General features: G+C 48.1%; 16 protein-coding genes. 13 read left to right on the forward strand and 3 right to left on the reverse strand.

All coding sequences use genetic code 11. The features are described 5' to 3' along the window. Positions 1 to 142 precede the first annotated feature (142 nt). From murJ to Q0882_RS07825, 5 genes are all read left to right on the forward strand, one after another. Entirely contained in the window at positions 143 to 1708 is a 1566-nt protein-coding gene (murJ, locus tag Q0882_RS07805) for a murein biosynthesis integral membrane protein MurJ (RefSeq protein WP_299179822.1), read from the forward strand. Between the two features lie 104 nt (positions 1709 to 1812). After that, positions 1813 to 2745 (forward strand): bifunctional riboflavin kinase/FAD synthetase, encoded by a 933-nt coding sequence (gene ribF, locus Q0882_RS07810; protein ID WP_299179825.1) that lies wholly within the window; start codon positions 1813 to 1815, stop codon positions 2743 to 2745. A gap of 17 nt (positions 2746 to 2762) precedes the next feature. Beyond that, positions 2763 to 5579 (forward strand): isoleucine--tRNA ligase, encoded by a 2817-nt coding sequence (gene ileS / locus Q0882_RS07815; protein WP_299179828.1) that lies wholly within the window; start codon positions 2763 to 2765, stop codon positions 5577 to 5579. Next, on the forward strand, positions 5579 to 6109 hold the full coding sequence (lspA, locus tag Q0882_RS07820; protein WP_299179831.1) for a signal peptidase II: 531 nt from the start codon (positions 5579 to 5581) through the stop codon (positions 6107 to 6109). The genes ileS and lspA overlap by 1 nt, the downstream gene beginning before the upstream one ends. Continuing rightward, on the forward strand, positions 6106 to 6534 hold the full coding sequence (locus Q0882_RS07825; RefSeq protein WP_299179833.1) for a peptidylprolyl isomerase: 429 nt from the start codon (positions 6106 to 6108) through the stop codon (positions 6532 to 6534). Before lspA ends, Q0882_RS07825 begins: the two co-directional genes overlap by 4 nt. Before the next feature lie 4 nt (positions 6535 to 6538). Here the strand turns inward: Q0882_RS07825 and Q0882_RS07830 are convergent, their stop codons facing one another. Beyond that, complete coding sequence (locus tag Q0882_RS07830; RefSeq protein ID WP_299179835.1) at positions 6539 to 6961, reverse strand: type IV pilin protein; 423 nt, start codon at positions 6959 to 6961, stop codon at positions 6539 to 6541. A gap of 128 nt (positions 6962 to 7089) precedes the next feature. Between Q0882_RS07830 and Q0882_RS07835 the strand changes: the two genes are divergently transcribed. The 5 genes from Q0882_RS07835 to thiO are packed head-to-tail and all read left to right on the forward strand — an operon-like array spanning position 7090 to position 12694. Continuing rightward, on the forward strand, positions 7090 to 7620 hold the full coding sequence (locus Q0882_RS07835) for a GspH/FimT family pseudopilin (protein WP_299179838.1): 531 nt from the start codon (positions 7090 to 7092) through the stop codon (positions 7618 to 7620). Beyond that, positions 7614 to 8234 carry a PilW family protein gene (locus Q0882_RS07840; RefSeq protein WP_299179841.1) on the forward strand — a complete coding sequence of 207 codons (621 nt, stop codon included), beginning with the start codon at positions 7614 to 7616 and terminating at the stop codon, positions 8232 to 8234. The genes Q0882_RS07835 and Q0882_RS07840 overlap by 7 nt, the downstream gene beginning before the upstream one ends. After that, positions 8224 to 9468, forward strand: coding sequence for a pilus assembly PilX N-terminal domain-containing protein (locus Q0882_RS07845; RefSeq protein WP_299179844.1), 1245 nt, complete (start codon positions 8224 to 8226; stop codon positions 9466 to 9468). The genes Q0882_RS07840 and Q0882_RS07845 overlap by 11 nt, the downstream gene beginning before the upstream one ends. Positions 9469 to 9478: 10 nt before the next feature. Continuing rightward, positions 9479 to 11560 (forward strand): prepilin-type N-terminal cleavage/methylation domain-containing protein, encoded by a 2082-nt coding sequence (locus tag Q0882_RS07850; protein WP_299179846.1) that lies wholly within the window; start codon positions 9479 to 9481, stop codon positions 11558 to 11560. 48 nt (positions 11561 to 11608) lie between these two features. Next, positions 11609 to 12694 carry a glycine oxidase ThiO gene (gene thiO / locus Q0882_RS07855; RefSeq protein WP_299179848.1) on the forward strand — a complete coding sequence of 362 codons (1086 nt, stop codon included), beginning with the start codon at positions 11609 to 11611 and terminating at the stop codon, positions 12692 to 12694. Between the two features lie 27 nt (positions 12695 to 12721). Here thiO and nadE read toward each other — a convergent pair whose 3' ends face one another. Both nadE and Q0882_RS07865 read right to left on the reverse strand, forming a co-directional pair. Further along, positions 12722 to 13555 carry an ammonia-dependent NAD(+) synthetase gene (gene nadE / locus Q0882_RS07860; RefSeq protein ID WP_299179851.1) on the reverse strand — a complete coding sequence of 278 codons (834 nt, stop codon included), beginning with the start codon at positions 13553 to 13555 and terminating at the stop codon, positions 12722 to 12724. Positions 13556 to 13655: 100 nt separating this feature from the next. Beyond that, positions 13656 to 14594, reverse strand: a complete 939-nt coding sequence (locus Q0882_RS07865) for an outer membrane protein assembly factor BamD (RefSeq protein ID WP_299179853.1) — start codon at positions 14592 to 14594, stop codon at positions 13656 to 13658. 150 nt (positions 14595 to 14744) lie between these two features. Between Q0882_RS07865 and rluD the strand changes: the two genes are divergently transcribed. The 3 genes from rluD to Q0882_RS07880 are packed head-to-tail and all read left to right on the forward strand — an operon-like array spanning position 14745 to position 17094. Next, positions 14745 to 15713, forward strand: a complete 969-nt coding sequence (gene rluD / locus Q0882_RS07870) for a 23S rRNA pseudouridine(1911/1915/1917) synthase RluD (RefSeq protein WP_299179855.1) — start codon at positions 14745 to 14747, stop codon at positions 15711 to 15713. Positions 15714 to 15718: 5 nt separating this feature from the next. After that, positions 15719 to 16450, forward strand: coding sequence for a peptidoglycan editing factor PgeF (gene pgeF, locus Q0882_RS07875; protein WP_299179858.1), 732 nt, complete (start codon positions 15719 to 15721; stop codon positions 16448 to 16450). A gap of 17 nt (positions 16451 to 16467) precedes the next feature. Next, a complete protein-coding gene (locus Q0882_RS07880) occupies positions 16468 to 17094 on the forward strand; it encodes a M15 family metallopeptidase (RefSeq protein ID WP_299179861.1) in 627 nt (208 codons plus the stop codon). The last annotated feature ends 192 nt before the right edge of the window (positions 17095 to 17286 follow it).

Genomic DNA, 17286 nt, shown 5'->3' on the forward strand with positions numbered 1-17286 from the left:
TTTGGCGGAGTGCCAAAAAATTAGAGGCGAGATTATTCATATTTGTGCGGCTGCTGTCAATAAAACAGCAGAAATTTTCTTGTTTAAGCATTAATATGCCTCTTCTCATGAGCCATATTCATAAACTATCGGATTAAAAGTCGTGTCAGAACAACAGTCAAAAAGCGGTAAGTCTGTAGGATTGTTGCGATCGAGCGCCATCGTAGGGGTGATGACGATGTTATCTCGGGTGCTTGGGTTGGCGCGAGATGTCGTGGTGGCGAGTTATTTTGGAGCCAGTGGCAGTGCAGATGCCTTTTTTGTGGCCTTTAAAATACCCAATTTTCTGCGCCGTTTGTTTGCAGAAGGTGCGTTTTCTCAGGCATTTGTGCCTGTGTTATCGGAGTATCGCAGTCAAAGGGATCTAAAAGCGGTTCAACAGCTGGTCAACTATGTCGCCGGAACTCTGGGGAGTGTGTTGATCGCAATAACCGTTCTGGCAGTGGTTGGTGCACCCATGCTAACGGCTATGTTCGCGCCCGGTTTCTATATGGGGGATACGGCGAAATTTGAGCTGGCTGCAGAGATGCTTCGGATTACATTTCCTTATCTTCTGTTGATTTCGCTGACTGCGTTTGCTGGTGCGGTGCTGAACAGTTATGAGCGTTTTGCGATCCCGGCCTTTACGCCGGTGCTTTTGAATATCTCGTTGATCTGCTCTGCTATTTTCCTCAGTCCGTTGTTTGATCCGCCGGTGCTGGCGTTGGCCTGGGGAGTAATGATTGCTGGGGTTGTTCAGCTGGTTTTTCAGCTGCCCTTTATGGCTCGAATCCATCTACTGCCAAGGCCTGCCTGGGGGTGGAAGGATGAAGGCGTACGCAGAATTCTGAAGCTGATGGTTCCGGCCCTGTTTGGGGTTTCGGTTACACAGATAAACCTTCTGCTAGATACTGTGCTCGCTTCATTCCTGCAAACCGGCAGTGTGTCGTGGTTGTATTACTCGGACCGTTTGGCAGAGCTGCCGCTGGGAGTGTTCGGAATAGCTATCGCAACGGTGATTCTTCCGAGCCTTTCTCGCAAGCATGCAGAGCGTACCGGTGAACAGTTCTCTTCGACTCTAAACTGGGCGATGCAGATGGTTATGTTGATCGGTATTCCTGCCGCGGTGGCGCTGTTTGTTCTGGCAGAGCCGATGCTGATCACATTGTTCCATTATGGCGCGCTGACGGAGCGCGATGTCATGATGGCTTCTATGAGTTTAAGGGCCTATTCTTGTGGGCTACTGGCTTTCATGTTGATCAAGGTTTTGGCAACAGGTTACTTCTCGCGGCAGGATACTAAAACGCCGGTCAAAATTGGTATTCAGGCTGCTGTGGCAAATATGGTGTTCAATCTGATACTGATCGGACCGCTGGCGCATGTAGGGCTGGCTGCGGCAACAGCAATGTCGGCTTTTCTGAATGCAGGATTGCTTTTGCATGGTTTGTTGAAGTCAGGAGTGTTCTCCTGGGCGGCTGGCTGGTGGAGTCAGCTGTTACGCATGCTGATTGCAAACCTGTTGATGGGTATCACTATATTCTGGTTGATGGCTCCGGGCGCTGAGTGGTTGCAGATGGGGCTCTGGCAGCGAATTGGGGAGATGTCTCTGTTGGTCGTAACCGGGGTTCTGGTGTATGTGGTCGTGATGATTGTGTGTGGTCTTCGGGTTCGTCATTTACGTCATGGCTAAACTATTTTGCTGATCCGTGAATTAGGGTGTTTCTCAGCTCTACAGGTTGGGTACTATCTGAGCTATAATGCCGCGTTTATTTTTGGTGATGGCATAACTACCTGATGGAACTGATTCGCGGATTACATAACCTGCGTGAAAAACACCGGGGTTGCGTAGCAACGATCGGGAATTTCGATGGCGTCCATCTCGGGCACCGTCAGGTTCTGGCTCAGGTGAAAGCCAAATCAAAAGAGCTGGGGCTGCCCTCAGTCGTAATAACATTTGAACCGCAGCCTCAGGAGTTCTTTGCGGGCTTGAATGCCCCACCACGTTTAACTCGTTTCAGTGAAAAATATCGTCTGCTGCAGTCAGAAGGCATTGATCGGCACCTCTGTCTGACTTTCAATGACCGCCTGAGGGCGATGACAGCGGAGCAATTTGTTGAAGAGCTTCTCCTTCGTGGCCTTGCTGTTAAGCATTTCGTGGTGGGTGATGACTTTCGCTTTGGCTGTGATCGTTCAGGTGACTATGCGATGTTACGCGCGGCCGGTGAAACGCATGACTTCACAGTCGTTAATACAGAAACTTTTCTGAATGCGTCTGAGCGTGTTAGCAGTTCTAGGGTGCGGCGGGTGCTCGAACAAAATGATCTTGATGCTGCTGCTGAGTTGCTCGGTCGAAGATATACGGTGAGTGGGCGCGTAATGCATGGGCAGAAACTGGGCCGTCAGCTTGGCGTGCCGACGGCTAATGTCAGGATGCATCGTTTCCCATGTCCTCTACGGGGTGTCTATGCTGTCGAGGTAACAGGGCGAGGCTTAAGCTGCCGGGGTGTCTGTAATGTGGGGTTGCGACCGACCGTTTGTGGACAGCAGCCTGTATTAGAAACCCACCTTTTTGATTTTGATGAAGATATTTATGGCCAGTTGCTCACTGTTGAATTTAAGCGATTTATTCGCGACGAGCGTAAATTTGACGGTATAGACCAGCTGAAAGAACAGATTTTTAAAGATATTGAAGAAGTGCGGGCCTATTTCTCCCGTACCAGTCGTTAATTCGGAACTTAAAAACCATGACCGATTACAAAGCAACACTGAACCTTCCGGAAACAGCTTTCCCAATGCGAGGCAATCTGGCTCAGCGCGAGCCACAGATGCTGAAAGATTGGCAGAAAATGGATCTGTACCAGAAAATTCGTGAAGTGAGTGCTGGCCGTAATAAGTTTACGCTGCACGATGGCCCTCCCTATGCCAATGGTGATATTCACATTGGTCACGCGGTTAATAAGATTCTGAAAGATATAATTATCAAGTCCAAAACCATGAGTGGTTTTGATGCACCCTACGTACCGGGCTGGGACTGTCATGGTCTGCCAATTGAGCACAAAGTAGAGACTAAACACGGCAAAGCGGGTGTGAAACTTTCCCATAAGGATTTTCGTCAGAAGTGCCGCGACTATGCTGCTCGTCAGGTTGAAGGTCAGAAGAAAGACTTTATCCGCTTAGGCGTGTTTGGCGACTGGGATAATCCCTATCTGACGATGAACTTCGATACCGAAGCGAACATCATTCGTGCGCTGGGTAAGATTGCTGAAAATGGGCATCTGGTAAAAGGTTTTAAGCCGGTTTACTGGAGTGTTGTGGGTGGCTCAGCTTTGGCAGAAGCGGAAGTTGAGTATCAGGATAAGACTTCGACAGCTATTGATGTTCGCTTTACGCCGGTTGATCAAGAGGGTTTCCTGGCAAACTTTAATGAGCTGTCCGGTGAGGGTGAAGCGTCCGTAATTATCTGGACAACAACGCCTTGGACCCTGCCATCCAATCAGGCGGTGTCGCTGGGTGGTGAGCTGGATTATGTACTGGTGCAGCTGGATCTAGGTTTGGGCGCTGAGCGCATCCTTCTGGCTGAAGGGCTGGTTGAAGATGCGATGAAGCGTTATGGCGTTGAAGAGTACAGCATCGTGGGTCATTGTCAGGGTCTGGCACTTGAGAATGTTGCGCTTCAGCATCCGTTCTATGAGCGTACTGTCCCAGTCATTCTGGGCGATCATGTCACTCTGGATGCAGGTACCGGTGCAGTCCATACAGCACCAGACCATGGTGTGGAAGATTTTGAGGTTGGCCGTAAGTACGGTATCGGCACAATGAACCTGGTGAATGCTTCCGGTGTGCTAGGTGAGGGTGCTGGCGTATTTGCCGGCGAGCATGTTTACAAGGTGGATGATAAAGTTGTCGCTCTGCTGACCGAGAATAACAAGCTGGTGCTGGAGCACAAATTCCAGCATAGCTACCCGCATTGCTGGCGTACTAAAACGCCGTTGATCTACCGTGCGACGCCTCAGTGGTTCGTTAGCATGGAAGAGAAAGGTCTGAAAAAAGACGCTCTGGATGCGATTAAAGGTGTGGAATGGTTCCCAGGCTGGGGCCAGAACCGTATCGAAGCGATGGTTGAGCAGAGCCCTGACTGGTGTGTTTCCCGTCAGCGTACCTGGGGTGTACCGATTGCCCTGTTTATCCATAAAGAAACTCAGCAACTACACCCGAATACGCCTGAGCTGATCGAGAAGGTTGCTCTGGAAGTTGAAAAAGTAGGCATGGATGCGTGGTTTGATCTGGATGCTAACGAACTGTTGGGTGATGAAGCGGATCAGTATGAGAAAGTCACTGATACGCTGGATGTGTGGTTCGATTCCGGTGTTACTCACTATTCAGTCATCGATCAGCGTGACAATCTGGAGTTCCCGGCCGATATGTATCTGGAGGGTTCTGACCAGCATCGCGGCTGGTTCCAGTCTTCGTTGAAAACGGGTATCGCAATCAAAGGTTGTGCGCCATATAAGCAAGTATTGACTCACGGCTTCACCGTTGATGGTCAGGGCCGCAAGATGTCTAAGTCTGTGGGTAACGTGGTTGCGCCGCAGGAAGTGATGAATAAGTACGGTGCGGATATTCTGCGCCTATGGGTGGCTTCAACCGACTATAGCGGAGAGATGACTTGCTCCGATGATATTTTGAAGCGTGCGGCTGATGCGTATCGACGTATCCGAAATACAGCTCGCTTCCTGTTGGCAAACCTGAGTGGTTTTGAACCAACAGAGCATATGGTAAAGCCAGAAAGTATGGTGGCGCTGGATGCGTGGGCGGTTGACCGTGCGGCACGCTTGCAGGATGAGCTGGTTGAGCACTATAACCAGTATGAGTTCCTTCAGGTATTCCAGAAAGTGTCCCATTTCTGCTCACAGGATATGGGCGGTTTCTATCTGGATATCATTAAGGATCGTCAGTACACCGCTGCGACAGACTCACAGGCACGTCGCTCTGCGCAGACTGCGCTTTATCATATCGTTGAAGCGCTGGTTCGCTGGATTGCACCGATCTGTAGCTTTACTGCAGATGAGATCTGGAAAACTCTAGCGGGTGAGCGTTCAGTATCTGTTCACCTGGATACCTGGTATGACGGGCTGGTTAAGCTGCCTGAAAGTAGTGAGCTGGATACTGCATTCTGGGAGCAGATTATGTCTGTGAAAACAGCTGTGAATAAACAGCTGGAGGAGCAGCGTAATACCGGCAACGTAGGTGGTAGTCTGGAGGCTGAAGTGACTCTGTACTGCGATGACGCGCTACTGGCACTTTTGAGTAAGTTGGGTGATGAGCTGCGCTTTGTTCTGATTACATCTAAAGCAGCTGTAGCGCCGATCTCTGATGCTGAGGGTGCGGAAGCTACGGACCTTGAAGGATTGCAGGTAAAAGTTGCTAAGAGTGATGCTGAAAAATGCCCGCGCTGCTGGCACTATAGCAAGGACGTTGGTCAGAGTGCTGATAATCCAGAGCTTTGTGGCCGTTGCGTAGAAAACGTAGAGGGTGAAGGCGAAAGTCGCGAATTTGCATAATGTCTGATCTTTCTGAAAACCAAAAACCAGATCAGGGTCACTGCCTGATCTGGGGATGGCTCTCCCTACTGATTGTATTGCTTGATCTGGGATCAAAGCAGTTAGCTGTTAATTACCTGCAATACGGTGATCCAAACCCAGTCATTCCGTTTTTTGATCTGACTTTGCTTTTTAATACCGGCGCCGCGTTTAGCTTTCTCTCAGAAGCGGGGGGGTGGCAACGTTGGTTTTTTGTGCTGATTGCGGTTGTTGTCAGTGTTGTGCTGGTGGTGTGGCTGCGACGTACGCCGCGTATCCATTGGTGGTTGGGGTTAGGACTGGCACTGATTTTAGGTGGAGCCATCGGTAATCTCTATGACAGAGCAGTGCAGGGCTATGTGATTGATTTTATCTCTCTGCATTATGGGGATTACTATTTCCCTGCCTTCAATCTGGCGGATACCGCGATCACTATCGGTGCTTTCATATTAATTCTGGATATGTTGTTCCTTGAGAGGAAGCGTAGCCACTCACAAGAGAAGAGTGAATGAGTAAATTAATTGGGCCGGGTAAAACAGTCACCCTGCATTTCGCAATCAAATTCGAAGATGGCCAGATTGTGGACTCAAACTTTGACGGCGAACCCGCTACATTTACCGTAGGGGATGGTAACTTGCTGGAAGGGTTCGAAAAAGCTTTGTTCGGTTTAGAGGAAGGTACGCAACACGTGCTGAAGATCCTTCCCGAAAATGGTTTTGGAATGCCCAACCCAAGTAATATTCAGAATATCCCTCGGAGTCAGTTTGAAGGTATGGAGCTGGAGCAGGGGCTGGTCATCTCATTTGCAGATGCAGCCAACGGAGAGTTACCCGGCGTGATCGCCGAATTCGATGATAAGATGGTCTCCGTTGACTTTAATCACCCTCTGGCGGGCAAAAATATCCTGTTTGAGGTGGATATTATCAGCGTTGGTTGATGGGTTAATTCTTCCAGCAAGCCGCAGGTGTTTGGTTGTTAGCTTCATCTATCTCTAATGGGGAGCAGGCTACACCTCCCTCTGTATCGTCTGCTTGAGGTGTTCCGGCGATAACTGTAGCGGTAACCGTGTAAGTATTGGCCGCTCCTGAGGTAGTTATGTTGTAATAGGTACTGGCAGCTAGACCAAGGTTTGCGGCGGCAAGTGATGCGGCTGAAGGGGAATAGGTATTGTTGTAGCTTCGATAGCGTTCCTGTTTTAGCTGGGCATCAAGTAACAACGATTGAGCATCTACGCGTCGGGCTTCTTTTACGTAGTCTTGATATGCGGGATACGCAAATAAAGTTATGATGCCAACAATTGCTACAACAATCATGACTTCGATAAGAGTAAAACCATTTTCGTTACTTTTCACTTTATATTCCATCACTGCTATCCTTAGGTGTAGAGTAAGTATTAAAGATGTAGTATTCCAAGTCTAGAAAATTATGACGTAATTGCCTTTCAGAAAACGGTGAGGGGTGGTTATGTCATTTGTGGTTAAAAGGAACGTAGATGTTGATAGGGACTAAACAGCAAGGCGTTACTTTGCTCGAGCTGTTAATCACAATAGTTGTTTTAACTATCGTGGCAACGATAGGTGTGCCAGGTCTTTTTGATCATATGGATAAAAGGCGTATTGATGGCGCCGCACATACTTTCCTTTCTGATGTCCAATATGCCCGCGCAGAAGCGCTGAAACAAAGCGAGACGATCTATATCGAGGTAGACACTGCCGACTGGTGCTACGGAATTACTGATTCCGCTTCAGCTGCTACCTGTGATTGCTCTGCTGGAACCGGGTGTACGGTCAATGGAGTGGATCATTACACTTCTTCTGATAGTTTCCCTAATGTTACCTTCGCTTCATCGTTGGCCGGATCAACTATTACTTTTGATCCTGTAAGGGGCACTATAGGTCCAAGTGGATCTTTGTTCTTTTCTTCTACAAAAGGGACCTCTGCGCTCAGGGTAATTTTGAGTCCATTAGGCCGGGCTAAGTTGTGTGCAACATCAGGCTCATCTTGGGGGTATAACGAATGTTAAAACGCCAGCAAGGCCTAACGCTCATAGAGATGATGATAGCACTGGTGCTATCTACGCTGGTCATGGGCATTGTGATCTCAATGTTTACCTCTTCAATTGGTGGTCATGCGCAGGCCATCAGAACTATGCGACTGAATCAGGATCTTCGTATTGCAATGGATATGATGGTCAGGGATATACGACGTGCCGGATATTGGAATGGATCCAATCCTGCCAGCAATCCGCATGCATCAGCTATTAGCGGAAACATCCCTGTCGGTGTATTTGGGAATTGTGTGATCCTAAGTTATGACTTGGATGAAGATGGGAGCGCAGGTGTTGAGGAGTTCTTTGGTTATCGTCTCAATGGTGATGATCTTGAGACAATAGCATTAAATGCACTGGCATCTGGAGCCGATTGTAGTACACCTGCTGCGTCATCTTGGAATGATTTAACTGATGAAGAAACGGTAACCATCAATAGCTTAACATTTGTGACCTATCCGGCAACGGCGGCCTCTTTTGCTGCCGCTAGCAACCGTACGATTACAATTACTTTAGATGGCTCCTCGAGTTTGGATGCTAATATCAGGACGGTGCTCACAGATGAGGTGAGGGTTCGTAATGAGCTATAAAAACAGATCGTTGAATATGCGTACATTGGGCCAAAATACAAAACAATTTGGTGCAGCAACACTTTTGGTGACGGTGGTGCTGTTGGCAATGATCACTCTGGTATCAATCTATATTACGAAGATAGGCCTACTGGAATCGAGAACTGCAGCTAATGCTAATCGTGCTAAGGAAGCGTTGCATAATGGTCAGGCAGGGTTGGATTATGGTGCTCTCATGTTTTTGGATCAAGGAACTAGCTGGGCAGATGGAACCATATATCCGGTTCCAATGGCTAATGGGGCGAGTGTTGCTGTGCGAGGGGTTATCAATAGTGACATCGTTACGATTCAGGCGATTGGCGAATCATTAGATCAAACAGGTTCCGCGAATGTTTCTGAAGGGTACGGGCGTTTTCCCTTAGTCGCTTTTGGTGAGCTTCCCCCTTTGATGAGTAATGGTAACTTTCCTCCTAGCGGTACATTCTCTATTGTGGCAAACCCTAATGGTGGAGGGACAGGGGTGCCGGTCTCTGCATGGGTGAACCAGGGAACCACAACGGGAGGTGCATCTTGGCAGACCTGTAATATGGATGAGTTCCTCTATGAAGGGAATAATAGCACGGAGACCAAAATAACCCATTCTGATGGCTTTATACAGTGTGATGACTGTCGATGCCAGCAGGCAGATAATACAATTTGCGAAGCTGGGGATGTATCGGACCCGTCAGAATGCGTAGATGTTGTAGAGGATACGGGGATACCCGATGTATTCCAAAATACTTTTGGGCATCCCGGAACAGATTGGGTGACATTTAGGGATAGTTATGCCAATCAAATGAGCTGTGCAGCGCTGAATGCTCTAGGTGCGAATGCAGGTAGTGTGTTTGCGAGTGGAGAGTTGCCATTGATCTGGGTGGAGGGCAATTGTTCCCTCGATAGCGTGGGTAGTTATGATTCACCAGTTATTATTGTCGTGCATGGTGACCTGACAATTAATGCGAATCAGAAAGTTTTTGGGATTGTATTCGCATTTTCAGATACTTACACAGTCTCTCCTGTTGAAGATTTCGAACTCAAGATTAATGGCAGTCCGACAGTTTATGGTGTGATTTTAGTTAATTCTGATGTAAATCTCCCCAATGGTAGTTTTACCCTTGTTTATTCCCAGAATATTCTCGAGAAATTATCAAATGTCGCCGGTAATGAATTCTTTGGGATTGGACGTAGGGCAGGTAGTTGGACGGATTTCAACTAGGTATTGAATTATGAAAATGAATAGTATGAAAAATCGTAGTTCTGCAGGCTTTACCCTGATAGAGGTTCTACTGGCTCTCGTGGTTGCAGTTGTGGGCATTCTGGGAATGATTCAGCTGTCATCAGTATTTCTTCAGACCGCATCTGAATCGGATCGGCGGGCAGTAGCAACGACAGTTGCTGAGCAAACATTAGAGAACTTGAGAGGCTTTGATAATCTTTCAGGAAGTACGGCAGGACAGTCATACTTTTCAGATATTTCGAGCTCATCTACAGCGGTATCAGTCAACTCTGGATTGTCGACGTATGATTTCAATGTTGCCTGGAATGTGACGGATTACACCGTTTCAGCAGGAACACCTTCAGCAGGTGTTAGTGGTCCTCTTTACAATGTCTATAAAGATGTGACAGTAACGGTGAGTTGGACGGAGCCCACAAATGGGAATGTGCAGTTATCTTCGATCATTGCTGGTATCGATCCTAATGCATCAGCTTTAGCTCTGAATGATACGTCCTTAGGGGGATCGACCCCTGAAGTTGAATATAACCCGGGTGTTGCTCCTGATGTAATCGCAATAGATGTGGCAGATGGAAAGTTGAAAGAGACGACAAAGCCACTGCCAGAAGTGGCTAATAAAAGCCAAAGTACTCAAGTCCGCTTTGAAACAATTACTTATACGGATACAAATACAGAGGTCCAACTGATCCAAGAGGACTTTGTTACCGTTAACTGTCGATGCATTTTAGATACTGATTTAGGGGTGGGTATTTCACCTGCTTATCAAAAATTTATTGATGCTGATACTCCCTTGATCGAGGTTTTAGGAGGTGTTGTCAGTGCAGCGAGGGGAACAGAAGCCAGTATCGGGGGTGGTAAAAGTCAGTCAGATTTTTGTGGGCGTTGCTGTGCCTATCACCATGATTCAGCTTCATCGAATGTAAAATATAGTCCGTATGCGGGAACAGCTTCAACTGGAGGCGAAAGTGACGGTATTGACCATCCACATTATAAAATAGCTGATGCGTCAAGTGATCCAATTCTGCTAGAGGAAGCTGGTGACGGGGATGAATACCTTGAAGCTTGTCGATTTAAACGAATAGACGGTATATATCGTTTGGTTCAGGATTGGAATCTAAGGGCAGTGAATGTATTTCCAAGTACCTATTTGGCAAGTGTCGCGGGAAGTGGCTTAAGTGATTACAAAGAGTATGTGAAAGATTATGTTAAGGCTCAGATTTTTAATGTTGATCTGGCAGCGTCGGCGTCATCGGTCTCTGTTCCTACACTGACAACTAGTCCATCCTTGACCCTGACTTTATCTGATGATGATGAATCTATTTCTCGATCATTATATCTAGATAATATCCAATCAGTTGATGGCTTGGCAGATTATCTATTGACACTAAGTGCAGCTTCCATAGCTGAAGATACCTGGTTGGAATTTGTGCCTTTTAATGAGGTGAATACAACTCAACTAAGTTATTGGAGTGAGGCTGATCCTGCAACCGCAACTGTGACGAATCAAACAATTGATTCAACCTACAACCGTGGATTGATTGAGGCTGTGGCAACAGGCACTACGTCAGTGACAGCTTCAATGGCACAGGGTAATACCGGGATTTTGGGGAATACATACAATGCAGAAAATGATTACCCTGGTTGGCAAAACCATATTACGGATATCAGTGGTGGGCGTGACTGGATAGGCGGGGCTTATAATCCTCTGCCTGTAGTTGTATCTGGGGCCTCAGGTAGTGGCACTACATACACCGCCATCATATCAGGTAATGTTACTTTTTATGGGCAGGATAATTTAGCAACCCCTACCTGCGGTTCTTCTACAGGGCATGGCGCGAATTTAACGATGACGTATGTTAGTGGTACCGATCCTTATTATTACACCTACAGTTGTGTGATAGGGCCCGTCACAACGGGGGATTTATATGAGGCTGCGATCTCCGTTTCAGTCAATGGGCAGAAAGCAATATGTCCGTCAGGGCAATTTAAAACTTACACTTTTGGTCCTACTAACGTGACTTCTTATTCCAATAATGATTTCGTAGTAGGTAAGAAAGTAGCTAATTGCCCGTAGCTTTATATGATCTGTTTATACGTTGTGTGATTGTATTACAGGGGTTAGATGGAAGATTACCTAGTTATTGGTGCCGGTGTTATCGGTATGATGCTGGCCCGCGAGCTTTCGCAGGCGGGAGCAAATGTTACTGTTCTGGATCGCAAGGCTTGTGCTCAGGAGTCCTCCTGGGCGGGTGGTGGGATTGTTTCCCCTTTATATCCCTGGCGCTACCCTGAGGCAGTAACTCAGTTGGCGACATGGTCCCAGAGTAGTTATGTGCACCTGGCACAAGAACTCATTGAAGAAACCGGATATGACCCTGAACTGAGGCAGAAGGGGATGTTGATGGTTTCAGTAGATGATCAGAAGAAAGCACTCGACTGGGCGCAAAAATTTCATCGCCCTTTGCGTAAAGTTGATGCGGATTTTCTCTATCAGAAAGAACCTAATCTGAAAGCGGGATTAACAGAAGGACTATGGATGCCGGAAGTTAGCAGCATTCGTAATCCTCGGTTAGGTCGCTCCCTTCGTGAAAGTTTGTTGCAAAATCCTCGTATCAATCTGCTGGAACATCAGGAAGTGACAGCGATTGAGACTGATGGAGAGGTCGTGACTGGGGTGAGAACCTCGCAGGGTACCTTTTCAGCCGGTCAGGTGGTTATTGCGGGCGGTGCCTGGAGTGCGGAACTTTTACAGTTGGTGGGTAGAACACTGCCGGTTGAGCCGGTTCATGGGCAGATGATGCTGTTTAAGGCAAAGCCGGGTTTGGTAAACAGAGTTGTACTCAAGGATGGACGCTACGTGATCCCGCGTAGTGATGGGCGCGTATTGGTAGGCAGTACCCTTGAGCATATTGGGTTTGAAAAGCGGACGACAGAAGAGGCAGCCAAGTCGCTTTATGAGACCGCTTTAGATATTGTGCCTGTACTGTCAGAGTATCCGATAGAGCATCACTGGTCGGGGTTAAGGCCGGGTTCCCCGGAGGGAATTCCCTATATTGGCCAGGTCACCGGTTATCGCAACCTTTATATTAATGCGGGTCAGTATCGCAATGGTTTGGTACTGGCGCCGGCTTCAACCAGGTTGTTGGCGGATATCCTGCTTAAGCGTGAAACGATTATCTCACCTGAGCCTTACCGCATGGATAGATAATAAAAAGGCCGCAATCTGCGGCCTTTTTTAATCATACAGGGTTGGGATAGGGGTGCGTTTATGCTGAGTTCTCAGGTAGATACTTGTGAGCTTCTCTGTGACCTGAGCTTCTACAGCTTTACCCTCTAAGAAATCGTCAATCTGATCGTAAGTGAGTCCTAAGGCCTGTTCATCAGCCTTCTGCGGCTCTAAACATTCAAGATCTGCAGTGGGTGTTTTCTCAACCAGAAGGGCGGGTGCGCCGAGTGCTTTGGCAATTTGTCTGACCTGACGCTTACTTAAGCCAAATAGTGGAGCCAGATCACATGCACCGTCCCCCCATTTGGTATAAAAGCCGGTGATGTTTTCGGCAGAGTGATCGGTTCCCAGTACTAAGGCGCCAACAATCCCCGCAACTTCATACTGTGCAATCATCCGTGCACGCGCTTTGACGTTGCCCTTGGCAAAATCGACTGCGGCTTCTGATGCGGTATTTAGATGAGTATTCAGGAGGGATGAGAGGACCTCTCCATGCATCCCTTCGACACTGGGTTTTACATTGACCGTAATGTTGTGGCTAGGTTGGATGAAGCTCAGAGCGGTTTGGGCATCCTCTTCATCCTGCTGGATACCATAGGGCAGTCTCATCGCAATAAACTGATAATGGGCTTCATCAGCTTCCTGGTTGAGCCCGTCAACAGCCAGCTGGGCTAGTCGACCACAGGTCGAGGAATCCACCCCTCCGCTAATTCCCAGCACCAGTGATTTCATACCTGATTTTTTTAGGGTGTTTTGAATAAAGAGGATCCGGCGTTCAATCTCGTAAGCAGGATCAATTTCAGGTAAAACCTTCATCTCTTTAATGATTGCTTCTGCCTGCATCGTTCATCTCTCAAATTATCTTTTGGGTCGCTAATCTGTTGGGTAGCACAGTGAACATGGGGTAAATGAAAAAAGGCACCTTAGGGTGCCTTATAATCGCTTACTGTGAATCACGCTTTTCGTTCTCATCGTCATCAAATGCGCCGAAGGTGATTCGACTGAAGAGAGAACGTTCAGGTGCTGGTGCACTACTGCCCATCCGTACGGGGGTGGTCACTGGAGGTTCCTTGTTATCGCTGAACAGATCAAAGGTGGCAGCATCAAACAGAGTCTTCTCCCCTTTAAAGATCGGTGTGTATTGATAATCAGGGTAGTTGGCCTGTAATACAGATTGTGCATCGGCCGCCAGATCTTGCTGACCTAAGTGTGTATAGGCTTCAACCATGACCGCAAGGGCATCCGGTACAGCGGGTGTCTCCTGCATGTTTTCGATCACATAGCGGCCACGGTTAGCCGCAGCCATGAAAGCTTCACGCTGGATATAGTAACGTCCCACATGCACTTCATACGCGGCCAGACGGTTTTTGAGGTAAACCATACGCTTCTGTGCATCAGGGGCATACTGACTTTCTGGATAGCGGTTAACCAGTGTAGCGAAGCTTTCAAAGGAGTCGAGTGCGGCACCAGGATCTCGTTGGGTCTCATCAATCGGCAGGTACTGAGTGATCCAGGAGATATCCTGTTCAAATGCAGTCAGCCCCTTGAGATAGTAGGCATAGTCAATATTGTCATGATTAGGGTGCAGTCGGATAAAACGATCAGCAGAAGCACGGGCAGCTTCCGGTTCATAGTTGTTGAAATATGCGTAGATCAGTTCCAGTTGCGCCTGTTCTGAGAAGCGACCGAATGGATAACGCGCTTCCAGTAGTTGCAGCTTTTCAATGGCAAGGTCATAGTTGGATTCATCCATGGCCGTCATCGCTTCATCGAATAACTGCTGCTCCGGCACATCAGGATATTTTTCAACATCCTCAAACCACGAGCAGGCTGCTGTCATTATGCAGAACAGAGCGATAACGAGAGTCTTGGTAATACGCATCTTTATTTTTATCCCGGTGTAGTCTCCGGCCTGAACAGTTATACTGAACGCACAGAGGCTAAATGCAATTTAACGGCCTATTTAAACACAACTGATTGGGCCTGTTAACAGACCCGGACGTAACAATTCACAAAGTTCTGACAGGTTCTGATGTCTGACCAAATACAACTAGAAGCACAAGTCGATGAAAGTCTGGTAGGCAAGCGGCTGGATCAAGCTGTAGCCCAGCTGTTTCCTGATTTCTCTCGCTCTCGTCTGCAGGGATGGATAAAGGATGGTTCCCTGAAAGTGGATGGCGAAGCGAAACGCCCCCGTGACAAATTATTAGGGGGAGAGCGTATCGAGATCGATGCCGAGCTGGAGGTGATCGAAGATCACAAGCCCCAGGGTATTCCGTTGGATATTGTTTATGAGGATGAGCATATTCTCATTATTAATAAACCGGCGGGTTTGGTGGTTCACCCTGCTGTTGGTCATCGGGATGGTACCCTGCTCAACGCACTGCTGTTCCATTGCCCTGATATCGCTCAGGTTCCACGTGCCGGTATTGTTCATCGTCTTGATATGGATACAACCGGGCTTATGGTTGTTGCTAAGACGATCGCAGCGCAGACAGAGCTGGTGGATCAGCTGCAGGAGCGCTCTATGGGGCGTGAGTATGAGGCGATCGTTCACGGTGTAATGACCGGCGGTGGCATTGTTGATGAGCCGATGGGACGGCACTCTAAAAACCGTCAGAAGATGGCGGTTGTGGGGGTGGGTAAAGAAGCGGTCACTCACTATAGAATACTGAAAAAGTTCAGGGCTCATACACATATCCGACTGAAGCTGGAGACCGGACGAACTCACCAGATTCGTGTCCATATGGCACATATTAATTACCCTTTGATTGGTGATCAGATGTATGGCGGTCGTTTTAGACTGCCTAAAGGGTGCAGCGATGAGATGATTGAAGCGTTGCGTGATTTCAAACGGCAGGCGCTGCACGCTAAAAAACTGGAGCTATGGCATCCCCATACAGGGGAACAGATGTCCTGGGAAGTGGATCTTCCTGATGATATTCAGCATCTATTGGGGGTCCTTGAACAAGATGCGGCTCAGCAAGAGAGTGAGGTGTAATCCGCGTGGAATTTATCACTGCTAATTGGGATGCGCCTATACGGGTAAAAGCGGTGACAACGACGCGGTCGGGTGGTTTCAGTACAGGGGGGTACGCGGGGCTCAATCTGGGGGATCATGTACAGGATCACCCAGAGATTGTTTCTCAAAATCGTGCCCTGTTACTCGCTGAACTGGGTTTGGAGCGTCAACCCCAATGGCTAAACCAGGTCCACGGTACCTGTCTGGTTAAGGCTAGCGATGATGGTTCAGTGCCAGAGGCGGATGCTTGCTGGTCAGATGAGCAGGGACTTGCCTGCATCGTGATGACGGCGGATTGCCTGCCGGTTTTCTTTGCCGATGATCAGGCTAAACAGGTGGCCGTTGCTCATGCCGGTTGGCGGGGGTTGCTTGATGGTGTTGTGGAGAAAACGCTGGAAATTTTTGCTGATCCAGCAAAGGTGCATGTCTGGCTTGGCCCAGCGATCGGTCCAGATGCCTTTGAGGTAGGTCCAGAGGTGCTGGATTCTTTTACTCGTCAGATGCAACAAGCCGATTCAGCATTTACCCCTGTTCCTGATACACCGGAAAAGTATATGGCTGATCTGTATGCTTTGGCGCGATTAAAGTTAGAGCAGCAGGGGGTGGTGCATATCAGCGGTGGGGATCTGTGTACCTATACGGATTCTGAACGTTTCTACTCCTATCGACGAGATGGGCAAACAGGGCGAATGGCCAGCTTGATCTGGATCGAGTAAGTAATAGGGATAACGAATTGAAAAAGCACGCAGCGTTGCCTGACTTTTTTGTTGATCTGCACGACATCGATGCTTCGATCCGGTTGGATATGAAGTATTTTACCGGGGATAACTTTGTAGGTGCTGTGATCAATGGGTATCTGGCAGAACGCTGCCTGCTCACGAAGCCTGCGGCTCTGGCGCTGCAACGCGTGCAACATCAATTAAATACATTTGGCCTTGGCTTAATGGTATTTGATGCATATCGCCCCCAAAGGGCTGTTGATCATTTCATCGAGTGGTGCGGTTCTCCGGGTGAATGCCCTACACAAGGCCGGTTTTTTCCGGGGCTAAACAAGAAAGATCTCTTTAATCAGGGGTATCTGATCAAGCACTCCAGTCATTCGCGTGGAAGCACTGTGGATCTGACAATTATTGATCTTGCGGATGGTTTACCGCTTGATATGGGGACCGAATTTGATTTCTTTGGCCCTGAATCCTGGTTTGACTATGAGCATCTGTCCGGCCAGGTGCGTGCGAACCGACTCTTGCTGCAAACCGTGATGATGCAGCATGGTTTTGTCCCTTTTCATCAGGAGTGGTGGCACTTTACTCTGGATGGTGAACCCTTTACCGATCAGTATTTTGATCTGCCGATTACTTGATGACCCCCTAGGTTATAAGAGGCTTTTTTGCTGAAAAGAACATTCAAAAATATTGATTTGGTTCATATCAAGGCGGTTGTAACGAGTTGAAGTTTATTAACAGGGTTGCAACTTGTAGGGTTTAGGCTAAGAATTACATTTACCCCAAACGTATATCCCGCTTTAGTATGTGCCGTATCAACTCAGCGCGGT

Source organism: uncultured Neptuniibacter sp. (assembly GCF_947498015.1).
Taxonomy (GTDB): domain Bacteria; phylum Pseudomonadota; class Gammaproteobacteria; order Pseudomonadales; family Balneatricaceae; genus Neptuniibacter.

Bases quoted from the DNA above. Each gene is read 5' to 3' on its own strand.
- lspA (WP_299179831.1), top strand. From the start codon at position 5,579: ATGTCTGATCTTTCTGAAAACCAAAAACCAGATCAGGGTCACTGCCTG.
- rluD (WP_299179855.1), top strand. From the start codon at position 14,745: ATGTCTGACCAAATACAACTAGAAGCACAAGTCGATGAAAGTCTGGTA.
- Q0882_RS07835 (WP_299179838.1), top strand. From the start codon at position 7,090: ATGTTGATAGGGACTAAACAGCAAGGCGTTACTTTGCTCGAGCTGTTA.
- Q0882_RS07825 (WP_299179833.1), top strand. From the start codon at position 6,106: ATGAGTAAATTAATTGGGCCGGGTAAAACAGTCACCCTGCATTTCGCA.
- Q0882_RS07845 (WP_299179844.1), top strand. From the start codon at position 8,224: ATGAGCTATAAAAACAGATCGTTGAATATGCGTACATTGGGCCAAAAT.
- Q0882_RS07865 (WP_299179853.1), bottom strand. From the start codon at position 14,594: ATGCGTATTACCAAGACTCTCGTTATCGCTCTGTTCTGCATAATGACA.
- Q0882_RS07840 (WP_299179841.1), top strand. From the start codon at position 7,614: ATGTTAAAACGCCAGCAAGGCCTAACGCTCATAGAGATGATGATAGCA.
- Q0882_RS07830 (WP_299179835.1), bottom strand. From the start codon at position 6,961: ATGGAATATAAAGTGAAAAGTAACGAAAATGGTTTTACTCTTATCGAA.
- ileS (WP_299179828.1), top strand. From the start codon at position 2,763: ATGACCGATTACAAAGCAACACTGAACCTTCCGGAAACAGCTTTCCCA.
- nadE (WP_299179851.1), bottom strand. From the start codon at position 13,555: ATGCAGGCAGAAGCAATCATTAAAGAGATGAAGGTTTTACCTGAAATT.
- ribF (WP_299179825.1), top strand. From the start codon at position 1,813: ATGGAACTGATTCGCGGATTACATAACCTGCGTGAAAAACACCGGGGT.
- thiO (WP_299179848.1), top strand. From the start codon at position 11,609: ATGGAAGATTACCTAGTTATTGGTGCCGGTGTTATCGGTATGATGCTG.
- Q0882_RS07850 (WP_299179846.1), top strand. From the start codon at position 9,479: ATGAAAATGAATAGTATGAAAAATCGTAGTTCTGCAGGCTTTACCCTG.